Source organism: Bacillus cereus group sp. Sample62 (assembly GCF_036851315.1).
Lineage (GTDB): Bacteria > Bacillota > Bacilli > Bacillales > Bacillaceae_G > Bacillus_A > Bacillus_A wiedmannii.
Genome location: NZ_JAFLPK010000001.1, coordinates 2087444 through 2109353, shown reverse-complemented (window position 1 = coordinate 2109353; position 21910 = coordinate 2087444). Strand labels below are relative to the sequence as shown.

Here is a 21910-nt window from a genome sequence, read left to right as displayed (position 1 = left end):
CATTAAAATTTGGTGAGAAAGTGCTGAGTTTTATAAACTAAAAAATCCGTTGTACTATAAAATAGCACAACGGATACATTTCCTTCCCCTATTATTAAGGGGTAAGTCTTGTACAGTCCCTTGGAAAAGCACTCGCCTCTCGTACATTTGTTAATTCTAATAGTTTGTATACAACTCTCTCTAATCCAATTCCAAAACCACCATGCGGGGGACAACCGTATCGGAATGTATTTAAATAAGATTGAAATGTATCTGGATGTAATCCCTTTTCTTTAAAAGAGGCAAGTAACATTTCATAATCATGAATTCGCTGTGCGCCTGATGTTATTTCTAATCCTTTATATAATAAGTCGAAAGAATCGGTAATCGATGGATTCTCTTTATTTGGAATCGTATACATTGGACGCGCTTCTTTCGGATAATGTGTAATGAAAACAAATTCACTCTTATATGTTTCCTTCACATATTTGCCTAGTAGCTTTTCACCTTCTGTATCTAAATCTCCAATTGGCGACTCTTTCCGGTATTTATTTTTCAAAATTTCTTGCGCTTCTAACAATGTGATTTTAGGTATTTCTGTAATAATAGGTACTTCTATTTGTAATAGTTGTAGTTCTTTTTCACAGTTTTTTGCTACTTGTTGAAACATATATCGTAAAACATCCGTTTCTAATTGCATCACTTCATAAAAATCATGAATAAATCCAAGTTCTACGTCTAACGATATATATTCATTTAAATGTCGGGAAGAGTTATGATGTTCCGCTCTGTAAACAGGTGCAACTTCAAAAACACGTTCTAACCCCCCAGCTACCATCATCTGTTTATAAAACTGTGGTGATTGTGCTAAATAAGCTTCTTTTTGAAAGTATGGAAGCTTAAAAACATTCGCTCCTCCTTCTGCCCCTTGCGAAACAATTTTCGGAGTAAATATACGTGTGAAATCGTTCTCTATAAGAAATTCACTAAAGCTCTGAACGAGTGTAGATTTCACTTTAAATATCGCCGTGATTCTCTCATGTCTTAATGATAATACCCGCTCATTCAGTAGTTGATCTAAGCCAACTTGTAATTTCTTTTTATTTATTTCAAATGGAAGTGGTTCTGCGCCATTTAATATTTTCACTTCATGAGCAAGCACTTCAACCCCTAATTCTGTTTTCTCAGTCTCTACTATTTGACCAACTACTTGCACAACACTTTCCAGATCTACTTTAAATCCAGCTAACTCATTTTCTAATACACATTGCATAACTCCTGATCGATCCCTTATTAATAAAAAACTAACATTACCTAGATGACGAATCTTTTTTACCCATCCTTGAAGTAATACAGCCTTTCCGCTTTGCTTTGTACATTCTTTTGTGAGTGAACGCTTCATTATTGACTCCATTATTTTTCCCTCCAATAATTTTATATTTATTTACGTTATTGTTATTGTTATTGTTGTCATCGTCATCATCCACGGTCACTCACCTCCTTTCAAAGAATACAAAAATCCGCCCCTATAAATAGGGACGGATTGTTCCGCGGTACCACCCAAATTGTCATAATGACCATCTTAGCCCTGATAACGGTAGGTACCGTTTGCTTTTACTAATTATCACGTTCAAAGCAACACTCACAGGTGTCTTTCCATCATGCAGTATCGCAATCTTCTCAGCAACCGATTGCTCTCTGTAGACCTTTGCATCATGTACTTTTCCTGATCCTCACTTTTTATATTTACAGAGTATTCTATCTCTTTGTTTTATAAAACGCAAGTCTTTTTAAATATATTTTGATTTTTCATATCCAATTTTGTACAATCTCCTCTAAAGCCATTCCACGTGAGCCTTTCAGTAATACAACATCCTTTTTCGTTATAACTTTTAATACTTCCTCTGCTATCTTGGCTTTATTATTAAATGACTGTACTTTTCCTATATCATATTTCTTTCTCGCTTCTTCCGCTACAATTTCAGCTAACTCTCCATACGTAAATACATATTGAATGCTCTCTTCATTTAACATTTTACCAATTTCTCTATGATATGTTTTAGCTTCCTTCCCTAACTCCAACATATCCCCAATTACGATTATTTTTTTCTCATAGGCATTTAATTTCTGTAACGTTTCAATTGCAGCCTTCATGGAAGAGGGACTGGCATTCCATGCATCGTTAATAATTGTAAAACCTGTTTTGGCAGTTAAAAATTGAAAGCGCATATGAGTAATATTTACTTGTCGCAATGCTTTCTGTATTTTTTCTGTAGGGACATTATAAAATTGACCTACGGCGATTCCGACAATCGTATTTAAAATATTATGTTTTCCATGTAAGGGAACATCGTACTGTATTTTTGAATCATTTAATTTAAAATGAACACCATATTCATCTAATTGCAAGTTTGTTGGAAACAAATCATTTGTATACTTTTCACCAAATGTCTTACAATTTATACTCGATAGATTCTTATTTTTCAAAAGCAATGGTTCATCACCATTATACAAACATAATCCTTCATCTTTTAATCCATCAATAATTTCTAATTTAGCCTTCGCAATTTCTTCTTTTGATCCAAGCGTCTCTAAGTGAGAATGGCCAATCATTGTAATGATCACTACATCTGGCTGTGCCATTATTGATAAGTTTCGAATTTGTCCTTTTTCACTCATCCCCATTTCAAGAATTAAAAACTCTGTATCTCGTTTCATCTCTAAAATTGTTAATGGTAAACCGATTTGACTATTAAAATTCCCCTTTGTTTTATGCACACGATGAGTTGTACTTAAAATCGTGCTTATTAAATCTTTTACCGTTGTCTTGCCATTACTACCTGTAATTCCAATTACTTTTACATTTAGCTCTTTTCGATAAAATTGTGCCAATTGTTGCAAAGCAAACAAAGTGTCCTCTACAAATATAATCGGTATTCCTTTTGGCGGAGTACCGTAAGACTTTTTCCATAAGGAAGCAACAGCTCCATTATCGGTTGCTTCTTTCACATAATCATGTCCATCTTTCACCCTAATGATTGGAATGAATACATTTCCTACTTTAATGTTTTTGGAATCTATGCAGACACCATGTATTTCTAGATGATGAAACGATTCTTGTAACCCTTCTCCATCTACTACCTCTTCAAGTCTTTTCAAATTGATTTGAATCAAACTATCACCTTTTCCATTTTATTACATAAATTACGTTTTATTTACGCATATTAATAAAAATTTTGTAGCGAGGTGTTTATATGAAAAAAGCAATTAGTTTCTTTCTCCTTTTGTTATGCCTAATTGTAGTGAATGAAACGTACGCCTATTCCCCAAAATCTTTACCCATCTCCCAAAACTCTGATCAATGGCAAGTGAATATTGATGAACCGAAAAAAATAAGTAAAAATATGCTTCAAGCTAAAAAAGATGAATTTCAAACATATCAATTTTCAATAAAGAATGTTGGCGAAAACGAAGTATATAACGTACAAGTTGAAGTCTTTCGTAATGAACCAAGTATGAAAACAAAATACGAACTCTTTTCACGAAAAGAAAGTCGTTTAGCAAGTGGAAAAACTGGATTTGAACATACTAATTTTCCAGTTGCCACAAAAGCAGATGAAGTTGATGTAATCATTACTTGGCAAGAACACCCTTTCCGCTCCATGAGAAATGGTCAAAAAGTTGAGTCTAGAAAATTTAAAGAGCATTTTGTTTTTAAAGACGAAAAAAATAAATAGAATGCGGATGAATTCACATTAACATTCCTATAGCTTACTTTACTAGTACCAGTGCTTAAGCAAATTAAAAAGTCGTGGCTTATAAAAGCCACGACTTTTTATATTAATTCGTATTAATTCCTCTCGCTGCCCAAATACGATCGATATCAGCAGCATGTTGTCCGCCATATAAAAGAGCATCCGCTTGCTTAATCGCTTTTGCTCCATCACTGAATTTAGAGTTTGGTGTTAATGACCAGTGTGATTGTAAAATAATTTTCGTTGCTACATCACGTCCAAAAGCTTGTGCCATCTCATATTGACCTTGTGCCCAAATTTCCCCATCATCATGTACCTCATTTGTAACATCTTTCGGATACACTTTATTCGTATCTAATCGGCGCAAGCACGTCGGATCTGAACTAGAATAAGCAGTCGCATCCCATTCTCCAACACATGCTTTTCCGTACCCTGTTGTCGATACTGCATCTTCATACGTAGCACCTAAGAAGTCACCAAATCCTTCTCCCATCGCTCCGCCTTCTGCTGAACTACCAAAGCCAGGAACTTGGTTATCTTGAATTGAATGTCCGTATTCATGTGCGATAATACCAGCATCTTCTGCATCATCTACTCCGCCAGTACCAAAAGTTAAAGCTTTCGTTGTCGGAGAATAAAATGAGTTATCCGCCGTCGTTCCATTCACATTCACTTTAATAGAGCGATTATTAATATTTTTAAAACCTAACCCTTGAATGTAACGCTGTATTGTATCGATATGATAATACGACATAACATCTTCAAAGCTATCATTTGCACGTGTATAGTTAAATTGTAAATTTGTAGATTTTGTTTTTGCTTTTGAAGAAATCGTTACATACTCTCCAATTAAAAATCCTGTCCCATCTAAACCTTTTAACGTAACAGTCTTCAATTGATTCGTTAACGCTGTTGAATCTGCATCGTTATTATCTTTCAAGCCTACTTTACTACCGCTAGATACGACTGGGTTAGGTAAAAATACTTTTCCTGTCCCTTCAGCTTTTCGGTTTATATCAACCTTTTTAATTAACTTCCCATTTTCCGCATCAATAAATGTTTCCCATGCACCAAATGGATTATTAGAATGGACTACCACTTTATATACTGGACGAGCAATTCCCTCTTCAACAATATATCCGAATTCTTTCTCTGTAGGAGCCCATAAGTTTTGCTCACTTGCTTCTCCAACATACGCCATTGATTTTTGTATTGCATCTTTCTCACTAATTTTTGTCGTTACTTCCTTCACACCTTTGACGGATTGATAATCAGAAACAGCAAGTACGCCCTTTCCCTCTCCGTTAAGTGTAACTGTAATTTGTTTTGAAAATACAGGCGCACCATTAACAACTTGTTGGAATCTAACATATGAAGCTACTGACGTTTCTGTTGTAGAAATATATTGCAAGTCTGAAAGGTCTGTTTTCAATCCATACTGTGCAGCATTTTCTTTTAAATATTCAGTTGCTTTTTTCTGCGGCGAATAAGCTTCTAGCTTTACTTGCTGTTGTTTTTCCAATGCCGAAACCGTAGAAATCGTCCCCATTACTAACGGTACAGTCATTGCCATTGCCACCATTTTTTTATTAAACATAGAACCACTCCCCCTAATAAAGTAGCTCAACCTTATCCCATTACCACTAGGCAATCATTCCCCACAAAATGGGGGGATAAAAATTGAATCTACGAGTAATTCTATATAAACAATTCTATTACCTTTCCATTTAGGGTGAATGAAATTTTCTCAATATTTATGTGTAAAATGAGAAAAATACTGTAGAAATATATTTCTATCATACAAAAAGGAAGTTGGAATGATTCCAACTTCCTTTTTACTTTAATGAGCCGCGCTTAATTTAATTCGAACTTTCGCTTCACCTAAAGATAGTTCATCGTCTTCATTCGTTAAGTGATCAAATGTAAATTGCTTAACGAGTAAATTTTCTTCCAATAAATCTTTATGGTTCGTTAATGTTCGCTTTAGTTCTTCCTCTGTATCAAGAATAACATCTACTCGTAAATTAACTGGTAAATTCAACTGCTTACGATATTCTTGAACCGCTCGAATAAATTCACGCGCCACTCCTTCTTGTAACAATTCTTCCGTTACATTCGTATCTAACATAACTGTGTATTGTCCGTTAGTTGTATTAGAGAATCCTGATTTCGCGACTTTCTCTACCAGTACATCTTCAGCTGTTACAACTACTTCTTCTCCTGATGCTGCTTCGTAAACTGCTCTTTCTGTAGATACAAAGTGTTGTACTTCTTCTTTTGATAATTGTTTTAACCATCCATTTAATGCATTCACATTTTTACCAAACTTCGGCCCAGCCGTTTTAAAATTCAGCTTTAATTGATAGGACATGTATTTCGTTTCATCGAGTTCAACATGAAACGCTTTGACATTTAGCTCATCCATGACGATATCACGATAAGATTCCCAATCCATATCATTTTCATTATGTGCTAGTAATACAAGTTCTGCTAACGGCTGTTTTACTTTTAAAGAATGTTGATTACGGTTACTTCTTCCAAGTTCAACAACTTGTAAAACTGCATCCATTTCCGCTTCTAATTTCGGCTGAAGTAGTGATTCATTTACAACTGGATAATCCTCTAAATGAACGCTACCTCCAGTTAAATTTAAATGAATATCTTCAGCGACAAACGGTGTAAATGGTGCGATTAATTTACTAATTGTCACAAGCACTTCATGAAGTGTCTCATACGCAGCTGCTTTTTCAGCATTCATACCAGATTCCCAGAAACGATTACGTGATCGTCTTACGTACCAGTTACTTACTTCATCTACAAGCGCCGCGATTTCACGAGCTGCATTCGTAAATTGATAATCATCAAGTGCTGTTCTCACTTTTTTCGTTGTGCTATGCAATCTTGATAATACCCATTCATCCAATTTCGTCCGCTTTACATCATACGTTTCTTTCGGATTATACTCATCTAAACTTGCATATAAAACGTAGAAGCTATACACATTGACCAATGTATCTACAAATTTAGACTTTGCTTCCAGTACTGTTCTTTCAGAAAAACGCTTCGCATTCCACGGAGCACTGTCAACGAGTAGCGCCCATCTTAATGCATCTGCACCAAACTGATTTACTAAATCAACTGGATCTAGTGCATTCCCTTTACTTTTAGACATTTTCTGTCCTTCTTCGTCTAATACATGCCCTAGTGATAACACTCGTTTATAAGGAACTTTTCCTGTATATAGTGCTGATACTGCTAATAAACTATAAAACCAGCCACGTGTTTGATCAATGCCTTCTGCAATAACATCCGCTGGAAACTGTTCTTCAAATAACTCTTTATTTTCAAATGGATAATGATATTGCGCAAATGGCATGGAACCACTATCAAACCAAACATCAATTACTTCTGGTGTACGATTCATTGTACTTCCGCATTTTTCACAGCAAACTTGCACTTCATCTACATACGGCTTATGCAATTCCAAATCTTCAGGTGTTTCTTTCGTACTATGCTTTCTTAAATCAGCAATGCTTTTCGGTGCGAATTGATGATCGCAACTTTCACATTCCCATACGTTTAATGGTGTTCCCCAATATCTATTTCGGCTAATATTCCAGTCCACCATATTTTCTAAAAACTTACCAAAGCGTCCATGTTTCATATGGTCTGGATACCAAGTAACCGAATCGTTATTTTTTAAAAACGTATCTTTAATTGCAGTTGTTCGGATTAACCAACTCTCTCCTGCATAATAAAGAAGTGGTGAATCACAGCGCCAACAATGTGGGTAGCTATGTTCATACTTTTCTTTATGATACAATAAACCTTCCTTCGCTAAATAACGAACGATATCCACGTCACAATCTTTAACAAATTTCCCTTTCAAAAATGGTACTGCTTCTGTATATTCACCTCTCTCATCTACAACATGCAAGAATGACAATCCTTCACTTTGAACGACTCTATAATCATCCTCCCCATATGCTGGAGCGATATGAACGAGTCCTGTACCACTATCTGCCGTGACAAAATCGGCTGCGATAACTCGGTAGCCATTTGTAACTTCCTTCATTGGAAATGGCGGCATATAAGATGTGTTTACTAATTCTTCACCTTTATGAACAGATAATACTTCATAGTTTTCTTTTAATACATCTTGTACACGTTCTTTCGCAACAATGTATACATGCCCTTCTTGTTTCGCTTTCACGTATTCCATATCTAAATGTACAGCGAGCGCAACATTTGCTGGAAGTGTCCAAGGTGTTGTTGTCCAGCCTAGGAAATATTCATTTTCACTATCTTTCACTTTAAACTTAACTGTTGCACTCAAGTCTTTTATTGTTTTATACCCTTGTGCAACCTCATGTGAACTTAGTGAAGTTTGACAGCTTGGGCAGTATGGTGAGACTCTATGCCCTTTGTACAATAATCCTTTTTCATGAATCGTCCCTAAAATATGCCATACACTTTCGATATATGGATTCTTTAGCGTAACGTATGGATCATCCATATCTACCCAATAACCGATGCTTTCAGTGAATTCGCGCCACTGCTTCTCATATGTGAATACACTCTCTTTACACTTCTGAATAAATGGCTCAATTCCATACTCTTCGATTTCATGTTTACCAGAAATACCGAGTTGCTTCTCAACACCTAATTCTACAGGTAAACCATGTGTATCCCATCCCGCTTTTCTTAACACTTTATAACCAGCCATCGTTTTATATCTTGCTACTACATCTTTAATTGTCCGTCCAAGCGCATGACCTACATGCGGTAATCCATTCGCCGTTGGTGGTCCTTCATAAAATACAAAAGACTGTGCGCCTTCTCGATTCTGAATTGATTGCTCGAAAATACTTTGCTCGTTCCACTGCTTACGAATACGTGTTTCTCTCCCTACAGCTGACTCTTTTACATCTACTTTCTTCATCTACAATCACTCCTTTGAATGTTTTAAAGCACACAAAAAACCCGTCCCTATGAAGTAGGGACGGGTTTAACCGCGTTACCACCCTAATTCTATTAGCTCTTCGCTAATAGCACTTAGCAACGTACTATCATACGTGTTCTTTGTAACGGTAGACATCCGTCCGGGCTTACTTATTTTCAGCCTCGGCTCCTCAGAGATGATTTTCAAATAACGTCTGCACACCGGCTTTCAGCAATACACCAGCTCTCTGGAGAACAGCTCACTATTTTACTCTTTCTCGTCTTCAGATTTGTATACTTTATTAACAGCTATTTTATGCCATTGGGCAATAAATTGTCAACTAATTCGAAATATATATTTATTTATATCCTTTTTTCACTATTCCTATACAATTATTTCTTAAATTCTTGTATTCCAGCTAAATCTTCATCTTCTTCAATAAGCTCAGCAAAGAATCCTGATTCATCCTCACGAAGAACAATTTCAAGCTCTTCCTTCGCCTCTTCAATTCTGTTTAACTGTGCTAAATAACAAGCGCGATCGTATCTTGCTAACAAATCACTCGCATCTATTGTTAATACATCATTTGTTATTTTTTCTGCCTTTAGTGTTTGTCCGGCACCATGATACGAAGATGCTAAAGAAAGAAGAATTGCTGCTTCATTTGGATGATATATAGAAGCATTTTCTAATATATGAATCGCCTCTTCAAACCTTTCTTGACTTTGGTACATTTCTCCTAAAGCAAGAAACGCTCTACTTACAAACGGTGTTTGCTCCGTTAATTGCAAGGTAATCTTTTCTGCTTTTCTTTCTTCCCCTATTTTAAAGAATACTTGTGCTTGTAAAAGAAGCGTATCATAATCATCTGGTAACTCTCGAACCATTTGCTTCGTTACTTCCGAAGCATCCCGTAACATATCTTCTTCCTCACACTCTATGAAAAGATTTACAAGTTGCTTCGCTACATCGTAATCCCATTTATTTTCTAACGATGTTTGCAATACATCTATCGCCTCTTTATACATCGCCACATTCTCGTAAAATAGTGCAAATCGCTGGGCTGCCATACTATTTTCCGGATTTAACTTTAACGAAATTTCATACAAATCAATGATTGTAGTAATAATCGAAATTTCTTTCGCACGGTTTTTCATACGATAAAAAGCTCTCGTAATTATGGATTTCTTCGGCTGTTCATTTTGTTGACGTTCAATCCATCTTTCCGTCACCGCAGATGCAGCATACATAAATGCCATACTTCTTTCTGCCTTCTTCACCTTTAATGTATGAAGAAAATCTCGTATGTTAGACAATTTCTTATGTTGTTCTATCGCTTTTACATACACATCAAATATTCGTTCATTATTTGCATCTTTTTGTATAACTTTCATTGCAATTTCAATTGCTTTTGCATTTCTTTTTTTCACTAAAACTTTGGCATAATGATATAGAACTTCTATATGCTCACTATCTAATTGAAGTGCCTCTTCAATCTGTGCTTGTTCTTTATCTATTTCATCCATCGCTCCATACACATATGCAATCGCATCTAATCGCCATATTTCAGGTGCTTCGTCCGCTAATTGTTCTAGTTCTGTCAGTAACTCTTCCTGAAGACTCATTTCTACTGAAAGCTGTGCCAAATATTCCATATTAATATGCATCGGCTCTTCTTTCATAGCCTGAACCATATGACTTAGTTCTTTAGAACGATTTTCTTCTTTTTCGTATATTTCTGCAAGTTGTAAATGTACACCTACGAAATTCTCATCAAGCTCTAAACATGTTTCATACGCTTGTTTTGCTTCCGTCAATTGCCCTAATGCCATAAGTGTTTCACCAATTCGGTAATACGGTAATGCCGTTTCCTTTTGTTCTATCGCCTTATTATACCTTTTCATCGCTTGGCCGTACTGCCCAATAGATTCATATAAAATACCTGTATAACAACCGTATTCGCTTATTTCATTTCTTTCTTTGTGTAACGTTCTTAAGAATGCTATACCTCTTTGTACAAATACCGTTCCTTTAATTCGATTCACATATTCATCTAACGCACTTGCCACATTATATTCACTCTGCTTTATACCACTCTCTAACTTAGACAAAGCTACTTTAAACCCTTCTTCATTGCCACCAAGTTCAACCTCAGCATCCCATAGAACCATTCCCGCATTCATAAGAAAATCTTGGCTCTTTTCAATTTGTTTTTCAATACCGAGAATATATTGTTTCGCTTCCTTGTATTGTTCTTTCGCCATATAAACTTGCGTAAGTCCAAAGTGAGAATAAACATCATCATGATTTTCTTCTAAAGCACGATTATACAATGTTTCTGCTTCTTCCAGACTATCATTTTGAAAATGATAGTCACCGAGTTTTACGTATAGAGGTGCCTTATCATCACAATTCTCAATACCTTTTAATAAAATTTCTTTCGTACTTTCCTCATCCTTCAAATCAGACTCGTATATTTCCGAAAGTTTCGTATAGATGTAAGGTGCATTACTATCCAAATAAATCGCTACTTTAAGCCCTTTTATCGCTAAATGTAATTTCCCTAAATGATGCGCACATCTCGCGCGCTCATACCATACATGTGCCTCATTTTTATTCTCTCTTAACAGATCATTAAAAATTTCATACGCGTCTTCATATCTTTCTAAATCTATTAATATTAATCCGTGATTCGTTAAAGTGAATCGTTCTGGACTACGTTCTAAAGCAACTTGAGAAAACTGCAACGCCTTTTCAGATTGGTCGATATACATATATGATAAAGCGAGAAAACTCCAAGCAATCGGCTGATCTGCGTCTAATTGTAATGATGAACGAAAACTTGAAATCGCTTCTATATAACTTTCCTGTTCAAAAGCATATCTTCCGTTTATTAAATGATATAAAGCACGATTATTTTTCTTCTCAACACTCGCGAGCATTTGCCCGGCTTTTTCTAATTCTTGAAGGCGAATAAAGCACTGCGCACCATGCAATTTAACAAAATCTGAGTTTGGAAACTTCTCCATTAACTTTTCAATACAAGATGTAATAAACTCATTATCTACTTCAACATCTAAATGCTTAACCGTATATAACCACGTATTCGGATTTTCACCCGTCTCTTTTAAAAATTGTACTAAGTTATGAATTCCCTCTTTATCATGTTCATCTAAATGATCCGTAAGAGAAAAAATAGATTTAAAATAATGATTCTCTTCTTCACTTAAAAATGCTAATTGCTCCTTCTTTTCTTTCGGAACAAACGTAATCGCTAAACAGCCTGTGTAACGATATTTTTCTTGCAACTTACTATATTCCACAATAACTGGTTCGATAAAGTTCGGATCTTGAACATAAAAAGCTTGTAACGTATCATCATATCCAGCTAGCACTTGTACATGTGAAGCATGCTCAATATCTATACTTAATAAAACAGGAATCCCTTCATCCAGCAGTCTCTTATAATTTTCCTCATTACCTTTAAAATAACGATATTCATAACCTAATTCTTCTAAATAAGAAACAGTATCTGAAAACTTCGATCCTGTCATATCAAAAATAAACTCAGCTATTTCATCTTGTGTACGTTTTTCTCCCCATAACTGCAACATCATTTCTAAACTTGTCGGAACACAATAATTATCCTTTTGTACAATAGGAACTATCGGTAAATGAACCTTTTTGCCATCTGGATTTTTTTCTAAATTATGATATAAAGACTCTTTTAAACTTTTTTCTTCTTTTAATACCTGTTGTAAATCTGCAAGTTTATTCATTTTGTAAAGCGCTTCTGCACGTAAATGTACAAAGTAAGTTTTATACGCATGATAAGGAAGCTGATTATTTATGTTATCTATTACAGCTAACATCTCTTCATACTTCCTTAAATCTAATAAATATTTCACCTTTTCAAAATGAAAATATGGTACTTGCGGGAACTTCACAATCGCATCATCAATTAGCTGTAATGCACGTTTTTGTTCTCCTTGATTCGCGTATAACTGTGATAATAAATAAGTAGATAGCTCTTCACAATCTTTATGCTGCATACCAGCTATAAATTGCTCTTCTGCTTTCTCCCATTCACCTGTATGCATATAGACGTAGCCCCATTTATCAAATACGGCACGTGAACTGTACTCCTCTGCCTTTTGCATATAGATTAGGGCTTCTTCATTTCGTTTCATTTCCAACAGACATCGTACTAATGTAAAATATGTTTTCGCTAAAAGATCAGCTTCTATCTCTTCTTTATTTACCTCTTCTAATGAGTCTTTTAATAACTGTTCTACTTCAAGTATTTTCCGCTCATCAATTAACTCATCACAATATAAAGAGAGCGTTCTCATATTTGGGAATTTTTTGTAGGCGTAGCGAATGAGGAATGAACTGTATTGGTGCATAAGTCCTTCATCAGTAAGGCGTATTAATATGTCAAACTCCTTATGCGAAGGAACATTAGCAAGCCAACTCTTCAAATAAGATAAAGCATTCTTTTCTTTTATATATGAAATTTCATTATTTATTTCCTGTAATCCATCTATAAATCTCTTGTCTTTCAAACAAGCATCTAACTGCTTAAAATCTAGCATGTATTCACCTCGAATAATTATTTGTACTGCTACTTGCTTAGATTTTACACATCATATTGTAGGTATTCAACTAAAATCTCTTATAATGAATGGTATTAATTAATATTATTCAAATTTATAACAAAATATAGTAAAAATGATTGTTTTTCTCCATATTTTGTTTAATTAAATGGAATAACGTAACATGAGGATCTTATCTTTTGGAAACTGAAATCCGTACATGAAATTATATCGGCGATTATACGGTGGATATCGACTTACCGACAAAAAATGACAATCTTCAATATACCTCTACCTTTTAACATTCTATGTCACCAAATGTAATTTTCATATTCGGAGCATATACTAAAGAAGAATGCATTTGAAATGCTTTAAAAAATCGGATTTCAGCTTCATATTGTGCTAGCGCATCATCATATATTAACCCTCTAGACATTAAACGTTCTATAAATTGCTGTTTATCACCCGGATCACCTGCAATTCCCTCTTCTTTTAACGAATGATACAACCTTTGTTTATCATTATGATGCATATTAGAATCTAAAAAGTTCACTTTATCACTTACTCTACATTCAATATTTTTTACGCCTAGTTCACTTAAAAACATTGGTATTTTCATACCAATATTTCCATCGTTTCCGCTTCTCTGCATGTCACTTTCAAATAATTTCTGCAAAGCACCTAGCATAATAATTTCCGATTGATTCTCTCCATCTAAAGAGTATGAAGACATATTTGATATCCAATGTGGTTCAAAACAGATTATTTTTCCGCGCTTTTTAATTGAATGTATCATTTTTTGTAGCATCATTTTTGGCGAACTCATATGTAATAAGAAAGCATGACAAATTGCTATATCGTATGTATCGTTTAATTCTATTTCTGTAGCATCTCCCTCAAGAAACTCTGACTCATACGGAAGTAAACGAAACAACTCTCTCGCTTCAGCTAGTAATGTTTCTCCACTATCAATGCCTGTATACTTTGATCCTCCTGGAAGTAAAGGCATTAATACTAAGCCTAAATAACCATATCCACAGCCGTAATCAACGATATGTACGGGCTTAGTAATCCTCCAAACTGTATTTACTAAAAAGCTTACATAATCGTCATTGTAATATAAATCTCTCGTGTTTTTTAAATATTTTAATTTACTGTTCCAATCGTATGTTTCCAAGTTTAACGCCTCCTTATATATACAAAACTAAAGTTCTCTATATAATGGCCGTATTCCTACACTATTCTTAAAATTTCAAAGCAAAAAAGCTAGTGTATTTTTAACGATACTCTAGTCTTTTTATTCGGAAGAAAGGTAGATAATTAGAAGTTTAATTCGTACACTCACAATCTAAACATTCCGTACAGTCTACATCGCCACAATCTGACTTTCTCTTTTTTTTGTTTCTTTTAAGATAATAATACAGTACCCCAATCAGTAGTACGCAAAAAACAAAAGCTATTATTGATTCTGTATATTTGTTTTGAATAATAAAACCTATTCCACTTCCGCCTGAAATAAAAATTAGAATTAAGTAGATCCAGAACATCTATGTAAATACCTCCGTTACTATATGCCTTAAGATAATATCCAAATAACACTAGATGAAATAAATAACCCCATACCATTACCACTTATTAAACCGGTAGTTACTCTTAGCAAATTCGTGCTGCTTCTCCATTTCCACTTTTGGGTGAATCCATCAATAAGTAACGGAATTTGAGCAGAAAATGATAGTATTATAGCCAAAAGAAATGAAGGCGCTACATAAAAATAAATTGGAAACATTAAAATACCGATAAGCATGCCTGTACAACGCGCACATAAAGGTATGTATTTTTTTAGTTTAAGGAAACTTCTTTCCGAATTTCTATGACAAGGAATTTGTAAAATAATAGTTCGAATCAATATGAATCCCCCTCTCTAAAAAGATTTTAATTGATTTTGCAAAATAATTATATACTAATTAAAAAAACCAGGTTCATCCTAAACCCAGTTTTTCAGCTCAATACTATATTTATTTACATCTCCTCAGGAGCCTCTACCCCAAGTAAACGTAACCCCTCTTTTAATACCACTGTCACAGCATAAACTAATGCCAATCTGCTGTCTTTCTCTTCGCTCTCTTCCAATATACGAACATTTCCATAATATTTATTGAACGATTGTGCTACATCTAATACGTATTTCGAAATGATTGATGGCTCATTTTTGTTGAAGGCTGCTTCAATTACTTGTGGGAACTTATTAAGTAATTTTACGACGCTCCAGCTATGATCATCTTTTAATGCAAACGTACACGTTTCAAATTCTACACTTTCTTTTCTTAAAATAGAGCACGCACGTGCATGTGTGTACTGTACGTACGGTCCTGTTTCACCTTCAAATTTCAGCATATTTTCTAATGAGAATTCAATATTATGCATACGCTCATTTTTTAAATCGTGGAAGATAACCGCTCCAACACCGACTTGTTTTGCCACGTCTTCTTTTTGTTTTAAATTCGGATTTTTCTCTTCAATATTTTGTTCCGCAAGTGCAACGGCTTCTTCTAGCACTTCTTCTAATAAAATAATTCTGCCCTTACGTGTCGACATTTTCTTACCGTCTTTTAAAATGAATCCAAACGGTACATGTTCCATGCCCTCAACCCAATTGTAACCAAGCTTTTTTAATACCGTGAAAAATTGATTAAAATGTAAACTTTGTTCTGGGCCAACTACGTATAACGCTTTATCAAACGCATATGTGTTTTGACGATATAGCGCTGCCGTTAAGTCACGCGTTGCGTAAATAGTCGCACCATCTGATTTTCTAATTAAGCAAGGCGGCATTCCCTCTTCTTCTAAATTAACGACTAACGCGCCTTCTGACTCTTCAAGCAAATCATGCTCCTCTAATATCCCAATGAAATCTTCCATTAGATTATTATAAAAAGCTTCTCCTTGAAAATTAGTAAACTCAACGCCGAGAAGTTCATAAATACGAGAAAATTCTTTTAAGGATTCGTGACGGAACCAGTTCCAAAGCTCAACTGCTTCTTCATCACCTTCTTCTAATTTCTTAAACCAAGCGCGCCCTTCTTCTTCTAGTTCTTCGTCGTCTTTTACCTCTTCATGGAATTGAACATATAACTTAAATAGTTCACGGATTGGATCTTCTTTAACTACTGCTTCATTTCCCCATTTTTTATAAGCCGTAATTAACTTTCCAAACTGTGTTCCCCAATCCCCAATATAATTAATTCCTACAACTTCATAACCACATTTTTCAGCGATATGTTTCAATGAATTACCTATCATCGTAGAACGTAAATGCCCCATTGAAAAAGGTTTCGCTATATTAGGAGAGGAATAATCAATAACTACCGTTTTTTCACAGCCAAAGTGATTTTTACCGTACTCTTCCTTCTCCGCTAAAACCGTTTTTAATACTGCATCACTTACAATTTCACGATTAAAAAATGCATTTACATAAGGACCAATAGCCTCTACTTTCGTAAAGAATGGATCACTTAATTTCTCCGCAACTTCCTTTGCGATAATAGCTGGTGATTTTTTATATTGTTTCGCAAGTGAAAAACATGGAAATGCTGCATCTCCAAATTCATCTTGTTTCGGCGTTTCAATTAAACCTAAAATTTGCTTTTGCGTTAATTCATTCGTGAAAATATTAGATAAACTTTTCGCAAACTGCGTTTTATACTCCATACTACAACCTCCTTATTTTTTAAACACAAAAAACTCGTCTCTAAAAAAGAGACGAGTTTTAACCCGTGGTACCACCCTTGTTGTTCATTACGAACCACTTTCCCGTTTATAACGAGGACAGGGGGCCTCGGCTTACTCTACTATTCGTTCAAGAAGCATCTCCGAAGTGCGCTTCATCTTTTTCTTCCGCACTAGGCTCACACCATCCCTAGCTCGCTTTCCTTCGAAAAAAGACTACTCTCTTCATCACCGACAGTATATTTAATTAATTATTGCTTATTATACATCTTTTCAAACAATTAGCAAGGGGCAATTACACCAAAGTGAAACTTAGCACTTTTTCGTTTGTATACATGAAAATTGTGTTTTTCAAATCTAGAACTACGGAAATGATCTTTCAAAACGACACGCTTTCTCGCCACACGCTTAGCTTCCGCAATTGTTTCGTCAGTAATATCATGATACAAAGCGAAGTGTTTTAATCCTTTTATTCCATCTGATTCTATAACAGTTTCTTCGAACATTGGATCAAGGTAAACGACATCATAACTATTATCTTCACATTGTTTTAAAAATGAGTAATGCTCCGTTTGCTTCACATCGATTCGTTGCATTGCTTCATCAATTTCAGAAACAGTTGAAGACCATGTTTTCAAACCATTTTCCATAATATAAGCCATATACTCATTGCCTTCAAGTCCCGTTACTTTTCCGCTTTCACCAACAATATAACTAGCTACAATACTATCTGATGCCATACCGAGCGTACAATCTAATACTGTCATCCCGCTCTCTAATTGCGTGGCTTGTACAAACGGATCGTGTTCTCCGCGCATTAACCTTTTTACACGAAACATCGCTGAGTTTGGATGAAAGAAAAATGACTCTTCCGTTCCTCTCGGATAAATAGCTAATCGGTTTTTCCCTACAACAAGTACATCTTGTTCATACTGCTCATGTAGTTTATGTACTGGTATGTCATTACGTTTAACGAATGAAACATTTAATTCTGTTGCTACTTTATTTGCGTAATCTGTCATTTCTTTGTTCGTTCTTCCTGCTGTTGTTACGATCATTGTTTCACCTCTATATAAAGAAAAGAGGGAGATTTACTCTCCCCCTTCTTTAGCAATTCTTTTCAAAAGCTTGTTCTAAGTTCGTAATAATTTCGTCCATAGTTGCACCTTCAATTTCATGACGGTGAATGAAGTGAACAACTTCTTTTCCTTTTAATAATGCCATAGATGGTGAAGATGGAGGAATTTCTCCGAAGTATTCACGCATTTTTGCAGTAGCATCTTTATCTTGACCTGCGAATACAGTTACAAGATGATCAGGTTGTTTTTCAGCACGAACAACTGCTTGACCTGCTGATGGGCGTGCTAAACCAGCTGCACAACCACAAACAGAGTTTACAACTACTAAAGTTGTACCTGCCGTGTTTTCCATAAATTCTGTTACAGCTTCTTCTGTAGTTAACTCTTCAAACCCCGAACGCACTAATTCTTGACGCATTGGGATTACCATTTGACGCATGTATTCTTCATAAGCATTTGACATCTTGTAATCTCTCCTTCAACTTTCATTCCAAATTCATCATATCACGCTCTATTACTAGGTGCAAAAGAAAGATTACGATGATTTCATTTTTTTGTAGGGATTTCACAAACCCCTTCACGGCAATGTCCAACTGGGACAAGTTTTCTATTGTTAGCGATATAATCGTATACTTTACTTCCAAATCCAAGTACGATAGATAGTTTTATAAAAGGCACGGCAAACCAGTAAGATGGAACGGACTTTGCTAATACATGTATGCTATGAATCCCGTCATACCACTTATTATTTTTTAAAATATACAATCTTTGTTCCATCTTGCTTTGTAGTTCTTGAGAAAGTTCATACTTCTCAACTACATCTTCATCTCGAAATGAAACAAATTGCATCTTACCCTTTTTATCTAATTTTTTCGTACGTTCTGCAACCGCCGTACACATCGGGCACCAACTATCATAGAAAACAATCATACATCATTCCCCTTTACGAGACTCCGTCATTTGTTTCCATACAGAACCTTTTGCTTCTTCTCCGCCTTCAATACGCTCTAATGCTAGACGCGCTTGCATCGCTACTTCAAACTCCGGATCATCTTGCGCTGCTTTTAATGCAGGAATCGCACTTTCATCTCCAAGTTCAAATAAGAACATTGCTGCACGCCAGCGTACTAATTTACTTGAATCTTTCAGAGATTTAATCATAACGAACATCGCTGCTGGATCACCTACGTCTGATAAGCAATCGCCCGCTGTACGGCGAACACTTACTGAACGATCTAATAACGCTTTATATAATAACGGCAATACCCCATCACCTTTTACCATACCTAAATACGCTGTTGCTAAACGGCGGATTGAAACTTTTTCATCATCTAACGCCATCTTCAACACTGGCATATCTTCTTCAGTAGGATCCATTTGCTCTAATGCTGCAAAACGGTTTTTCCAGTCAGAGTCTTTCATCATCTCTTCTGTTACTTTATATGGCTCACGCTTTTGAATCGTTACTTCAACAGCACCTGCCTGATTTAATAATTCTTTAACTGTTTCATTTACACGTTCTTCTGAATAAGCAGCAACAATCTCTTCTACTACTTCTTTCCCGATTTCTTCAAAATTACCGTAACGTGTACTTTGTTCCACCCATTTACGTTCTTTTACAACGTTTGGTGCAGACATTTGTACTTTCATAATTGATTCTTTAAAACGATCTGGTAAGCCAACACGTTCTTCCGATGTTCCATCTGTTAACTTTACTTGCATTGGAATTGTAAAGAACATTTGAACAAACACTTTCACTTCCCCAAAATGAGCAAGTTGTTGTTCTTCACTCTCTTCTACTACCTCTTCGCCGAAAACAGCACGAACTTGTTGTAATAAAACTTTCCAATCATACTTCGCATTTCGCTCCACTGCTAAAAAGTCGGCTACATGATATACACCTTTAATGCCTTCAATTTTCAAAATTTCTTGCACTTGCATTGGTGCTTGTTCTTTATTTTCATTTGTATAATTATTACGCGCTCCTGATGGTAATACTTCATTCAAAATAACTTTCATTGTATTTGGACTTGGCGTCGGTTCAATTGCTTTAATCTTCACGTAAAAAACTCTCCTTTATTGCATGTTCTTAGCTGTATTGTAACATGTTCCACCTCTCTAAACCTACTCGGATGCTTTATCTTGCTGATTTCTTTCCATCATCATACTTTTTCATTCTTTCTCTTTCCACCTAATTCCCCCAAACCATTGTTTAAAGTCCCCTCTTATTGTGATGCACCCTCCCGCCTTCTCTCCAAAAATGTAATGCTCTCTATCACAACTTCAGTTCTATATATTCTCTTCCCCTGATCATCCTCGTAACTACTCGTATGAATACGTCCGGTAATTCCAACAAGTGACCCTTTCGTACAATATTCAGTTACATTCTCAGCCGATTTTCTCCATACGAGACAATTAATAAAATCTACTTGTTGCTCACCTAAACTATTTCGAAAACCTCTATTTACCGCAACACATACTCGTGCATAAGCGACGCCTTGCTTTGTGTAGTATAATTCTGGCTCCTTCGTCAATCTACCGATTAATACAACTCGATTCATCATAAGTTATACCACCTCACATATTTTTCTTTATTGTAAAGAAAAATGTTTGAAGGGTAAAAAGCGTAAAATAATATAATTTAAAGTAAAAAAATATTATTTTATATGTAATAAAAACAAAAAAGAAACCTTACATATTTAAAACATGTAAGGTTTCAAAATTTATACTTCACTACATGATATGTAATATCCACCGCGAGCCATCTTTATTTCAACGCGGTACATTACATTTTCTAAGTATAAAGTAATCGGTTTAACTTTACTCTCAAAATTCAATTGTTCCTGACATTCAACCGCATACCTTTCGATAGCGGAAATAATAACTTCTGATGATGGATACGTTAAAGCATCATCTAGCTCTATGAAAAAATTTTTAGAAAATAGTTTTTTCATAATCCCTTTCTTCTCTTTCATCATATTCCATCCCCTTCATTTCAAATTAACAGCATCCAATGAATGATACTACATTCTCAATTTATCTTTGAAAATAAAAAAACCCTGCATTTTTCATGCAGGATTTTTTTATTAGTCATTTTTCGTAAAGTAAGAAACGAAACGAAGAATTTCTAAGTATAACCAAACTAATGTAAGCATTAGTCCCATTGCAGTGTACCACTCCATATATTTCGGAGCTTGACTACGTACACCATTTTCGATTAAATCGAAATCTAGTAATAAATTTAATGCAGCAACTACGATAACAACTGCACTAATAATAATACCGATCGTACCGCCTTGGTGAATGTAAGGAACAGTTACACCAAACATGTTTAGTAGAAATACGACTAAATACATAACCATAATTCCAAGTGTTGCTGCCATCACACCTGTACGGAATTTATCCGTTACCTTTACTACACGTGTTGCATATAACACTAACATTGCAAATAGAATTGAGATTGTTAGTAATACAGCATTTAAAACGATAGAATCGCCAAATTTCATTGTATAAACCGCTGAAATACTACCTAATACAACCCCTTCTACCGCCGCATAGATTGGTGCACCAAAAGGTGAAATACGCGGGAAGAACATTGACGCAAATGCGATGATTGCCGCAACGATTAAAGCACCAATTAACACTGGCATCTTCATCGTCCCCTGCATCATCTGTATGTATGAATAGACAGACGTTGCAAGTAGCAAGATAAGCATAATAAACGTTTTGCCTACTGTTCCGCCAATCGTCATCGCAGAAGCGCTTGCTCCCTCTTTACGGAATGCCTCTTTTTTCAACATTGGATTAGATGTTCTCATTTTTTCCCTCCTAAAA

17 protein-coding genes and 3 other annotated features are annotated in these 21910 nt (G+C 35.3%); of the genes, 1 reads left to right on the top strand and 16 read right to left on the bottom strand.

All coding sequences use genetic code 11. The annotated features are described in order from the left end of the window. Window positions 1-94: 94 nt before the first annotated feature. Both aspS and J0835_RS10680 read right to left on the bottom strand, forming a co-directional pair. Window positions 95-1393: an aspartate--tRNA(Asn) ligase gene (gene aspS, locus J0835_RS10685; RefSeq protein WP_087980956.1), complete on the bottom strand. Its 1299-nt coding sequence runs from the start codon at window positions 1391-1393 to the stop codon at window positions 95-97. A gap of 117 nt (window positions 1394-1510) precedes the next feature. Next, window positions 1511-1722, bottom strand: a binding site (T-box leader). A gap of 66 nt (window positions 1723-1788) precedes the next feature. After that, window positions 1789-3153: a UDP-N-acetylmuramoyl-tripeptide--D-alanyl-D-alanine ligase gene (locus J0835_RS10680; RefSeq protein WP_087980955.1), complete on the bottom strand. Its 1365-nt coding sequence runs from the start codon at window positions 3151-3153 to the stop codon at window positions 1789-1791. 80 nt (window positions 3154-3233) lie between these two features. Here J0835_RS10680 and J0835_RS10675 point away from each other — a divergent pair, with 80 nt between their 5' ends. After that, window positions 3234-3716: a hypothetical protein gene (locus J0835_RS10675; RefSeq protein ID WP_087980954.1), complete on the top strand. Its 483-nt coding sequence runs from the start codon at window positions 3234-3236 to the stop codon at window positions 3714-3716. Window positions 3717-3819: 103 nt separating this feature from the next. Here the strand turns inward: J0835_RS10675 and J0835_RS10670 are convergent, their stop codons facing one another. The 14 genes from J0835_RS10670 to J0835_RS10605 all read right to left on the bottom strand — a co-directional run bounded on the left by J0835_RS10670 (window position 3820) and on the right by J0835_RS10605 (window position 21894). Further along, a complete protein-coding gene (locus tag J0835_RS10670) occupies window positions 3820-5331 on the bottom strand; it encodes a M36 family metallopeptidase (protein ID WP_087980953.1) in 1512 nt (503 codons plus the stop codon). 243 nt (window positions 5332-5574) lie between these two features. Next, the gene (gene ileS, locus J0835_RS10665; protein WP_087980952.1) at window positions 5575-8676 is read right to left on the bottom strand and encodes an isoleucine--tRNA ligase; all 3102 of its coding nucleotides are present in this window, start codon (window positions 8674-8676) and stop codon (window positions 5575-5577) included. A gap of 53 nt (window positions 8677-8729) precedes the next feature. After that, window positions 8730-8969, bottom strand: a binding site (T-box leader). 99 nt (window positions 8970-9068) lie between these two features. Next, complete coding sequence (locus tag J0835_RS10660; protein ID WP_087980951.1) at window positions 9069-13271, bottom strand: bacteriocin-processing peptidase family protein; 4203 nt, start codon at window positions 13269-13271, stop codon at window positions 9069-9071. A gap of 298 nt (window positions 13272-13569) precedes the next feature. Continuing rightward, window positions 13570-14448 (bottom strand): class I SAM-dependent methyltransferase, encoded by an 879-nt coding sequence (locus J0835_RS10655; protein ID WP_087980950.1) that lies wholly within the window; start codon window positions 14446-14448, stop codon window positions 13570-13572. Window positions 14449-14599: 151 nt separating this feature from the next. Continuing rightward, a complete protein-coding gene (locus tag J0835_RS10650) occupies window positions 14600-14818 on the bottom strand; it encodes a hypothetical protein (RefSeq protein ID WP_333728121.1) in 219 nt (72 codons plus the stop codon). Between the two features lie 29 nt (window positions 14819-14847). Continuing rightward, window positions 14848-15177, bottom strand: a complete 330-nt coding sequence (locus tag J0835_RS10645; RefSeq protein WP_087980948.1) for a DUF2085 domain-containing protein — start codon at window positions 15175-15177, stop codon at window positions 14848-14850. A gap of 113 nt (window positions 15178-15290) precedes the next feature. After that, complete coding sequence (argS, locus tag J0835_RS10640; RefSeq protein ID WP_087980947.1) at window positions 15291-16979, bottom strand: arginine--tRNA ligase; 1689 nt, start codon at window positions 16977-16979, stop codon at window positions 15291-15293. A gap of 44 nt (window positions 16980-17023) precedes the next feature. After that, window positions 17024-17238: a binding site (T-box leader), on the bottom strand. 40 nt (window positions 17239-17278) lie between these two features. After that, window positions 17279-18055, bottom strand: coding sequence for a class I SAM-dependent methyltransferase (locus J0835_RS10635; protein ID WP_087980946.1), 777 nt, complete (start codon window positions 18053-18055; stop codon window positions 17279-17281). Window positions 18056-18104: 49 nt separating this feature from the next. Beyond that, the gene (locus J0835_RS10630) at window positions 18105-18539 is read right to left on the bottom strand and encodes a BrxA/BrxB family bacilliredoxin (RefSeq protein ID WP_000063705.1); all 435 of its coding nucleotides are present in this window, start codon (window positions 18537-18539) and stop codon (window positions 18105-18107) included. A gap of 83 nt (window positions 18540-18622) precedes the next feature. Further along, window positions 18623-19006, bottom strand: coding sequence for a thiol-disulfide oxidoreductase DCC family protein (locus tag J0835_RS10625; protein WP_064469583.1), 384 nt, complete (start codon window positions 19004-19006; stop codon window positions 18623-18625). Window positions 19007-19009: 3 nt separating this feature from the next. Next, window positions 19010-20137, bottom strand: coding sequence for a conserved virulence factor C family protein (locus tag J0835_RS10620; RefSeq protein ID WP_000692568.1), 1128 nt, complete (start codon window positions 20135-20137; stop codon window positions 19010-19012). 164 nt (window positions 20138-20301) lie between these two features. Further along, the gene (locus J0835_RS10615; protein ID WP_087980945.1) at window positions 20302-20640 is read right to left on the bottom strand and encodes a single-stranded DNA-binding protein; all 339 of its coding nucleotides are present in this window, start codon (window positions 20638-20640) and stop codon (window positions 20302-20304) included. 159 nt (window positions 20641-20799) lie between these two features. After that, a complete protein-coding gene (locus J0835_RS10610; RefSeq protein WP_087980944.1) occupies window positions 20800-21054 on the bottom strand; it encodes a DUF4318 domain-containing protein in 255 nt (84 codons plus the stop codon). A 108-nt stretch (window positions 21055-21162) separates the two neighbouring features. Beyond that, window positions 21163-21894, bottom strand: coding sequence for a Bax inhibitor-1/YccA family protein (locus tag J0835_RS10605; protein ID WP_001260655.1), 732 nt, complete (start codon window positions 21892-21894; stop codon window positions 21163-21165). Between the last annotated feature and the right edge of the window lie 16 nt (window positions 21895-21910).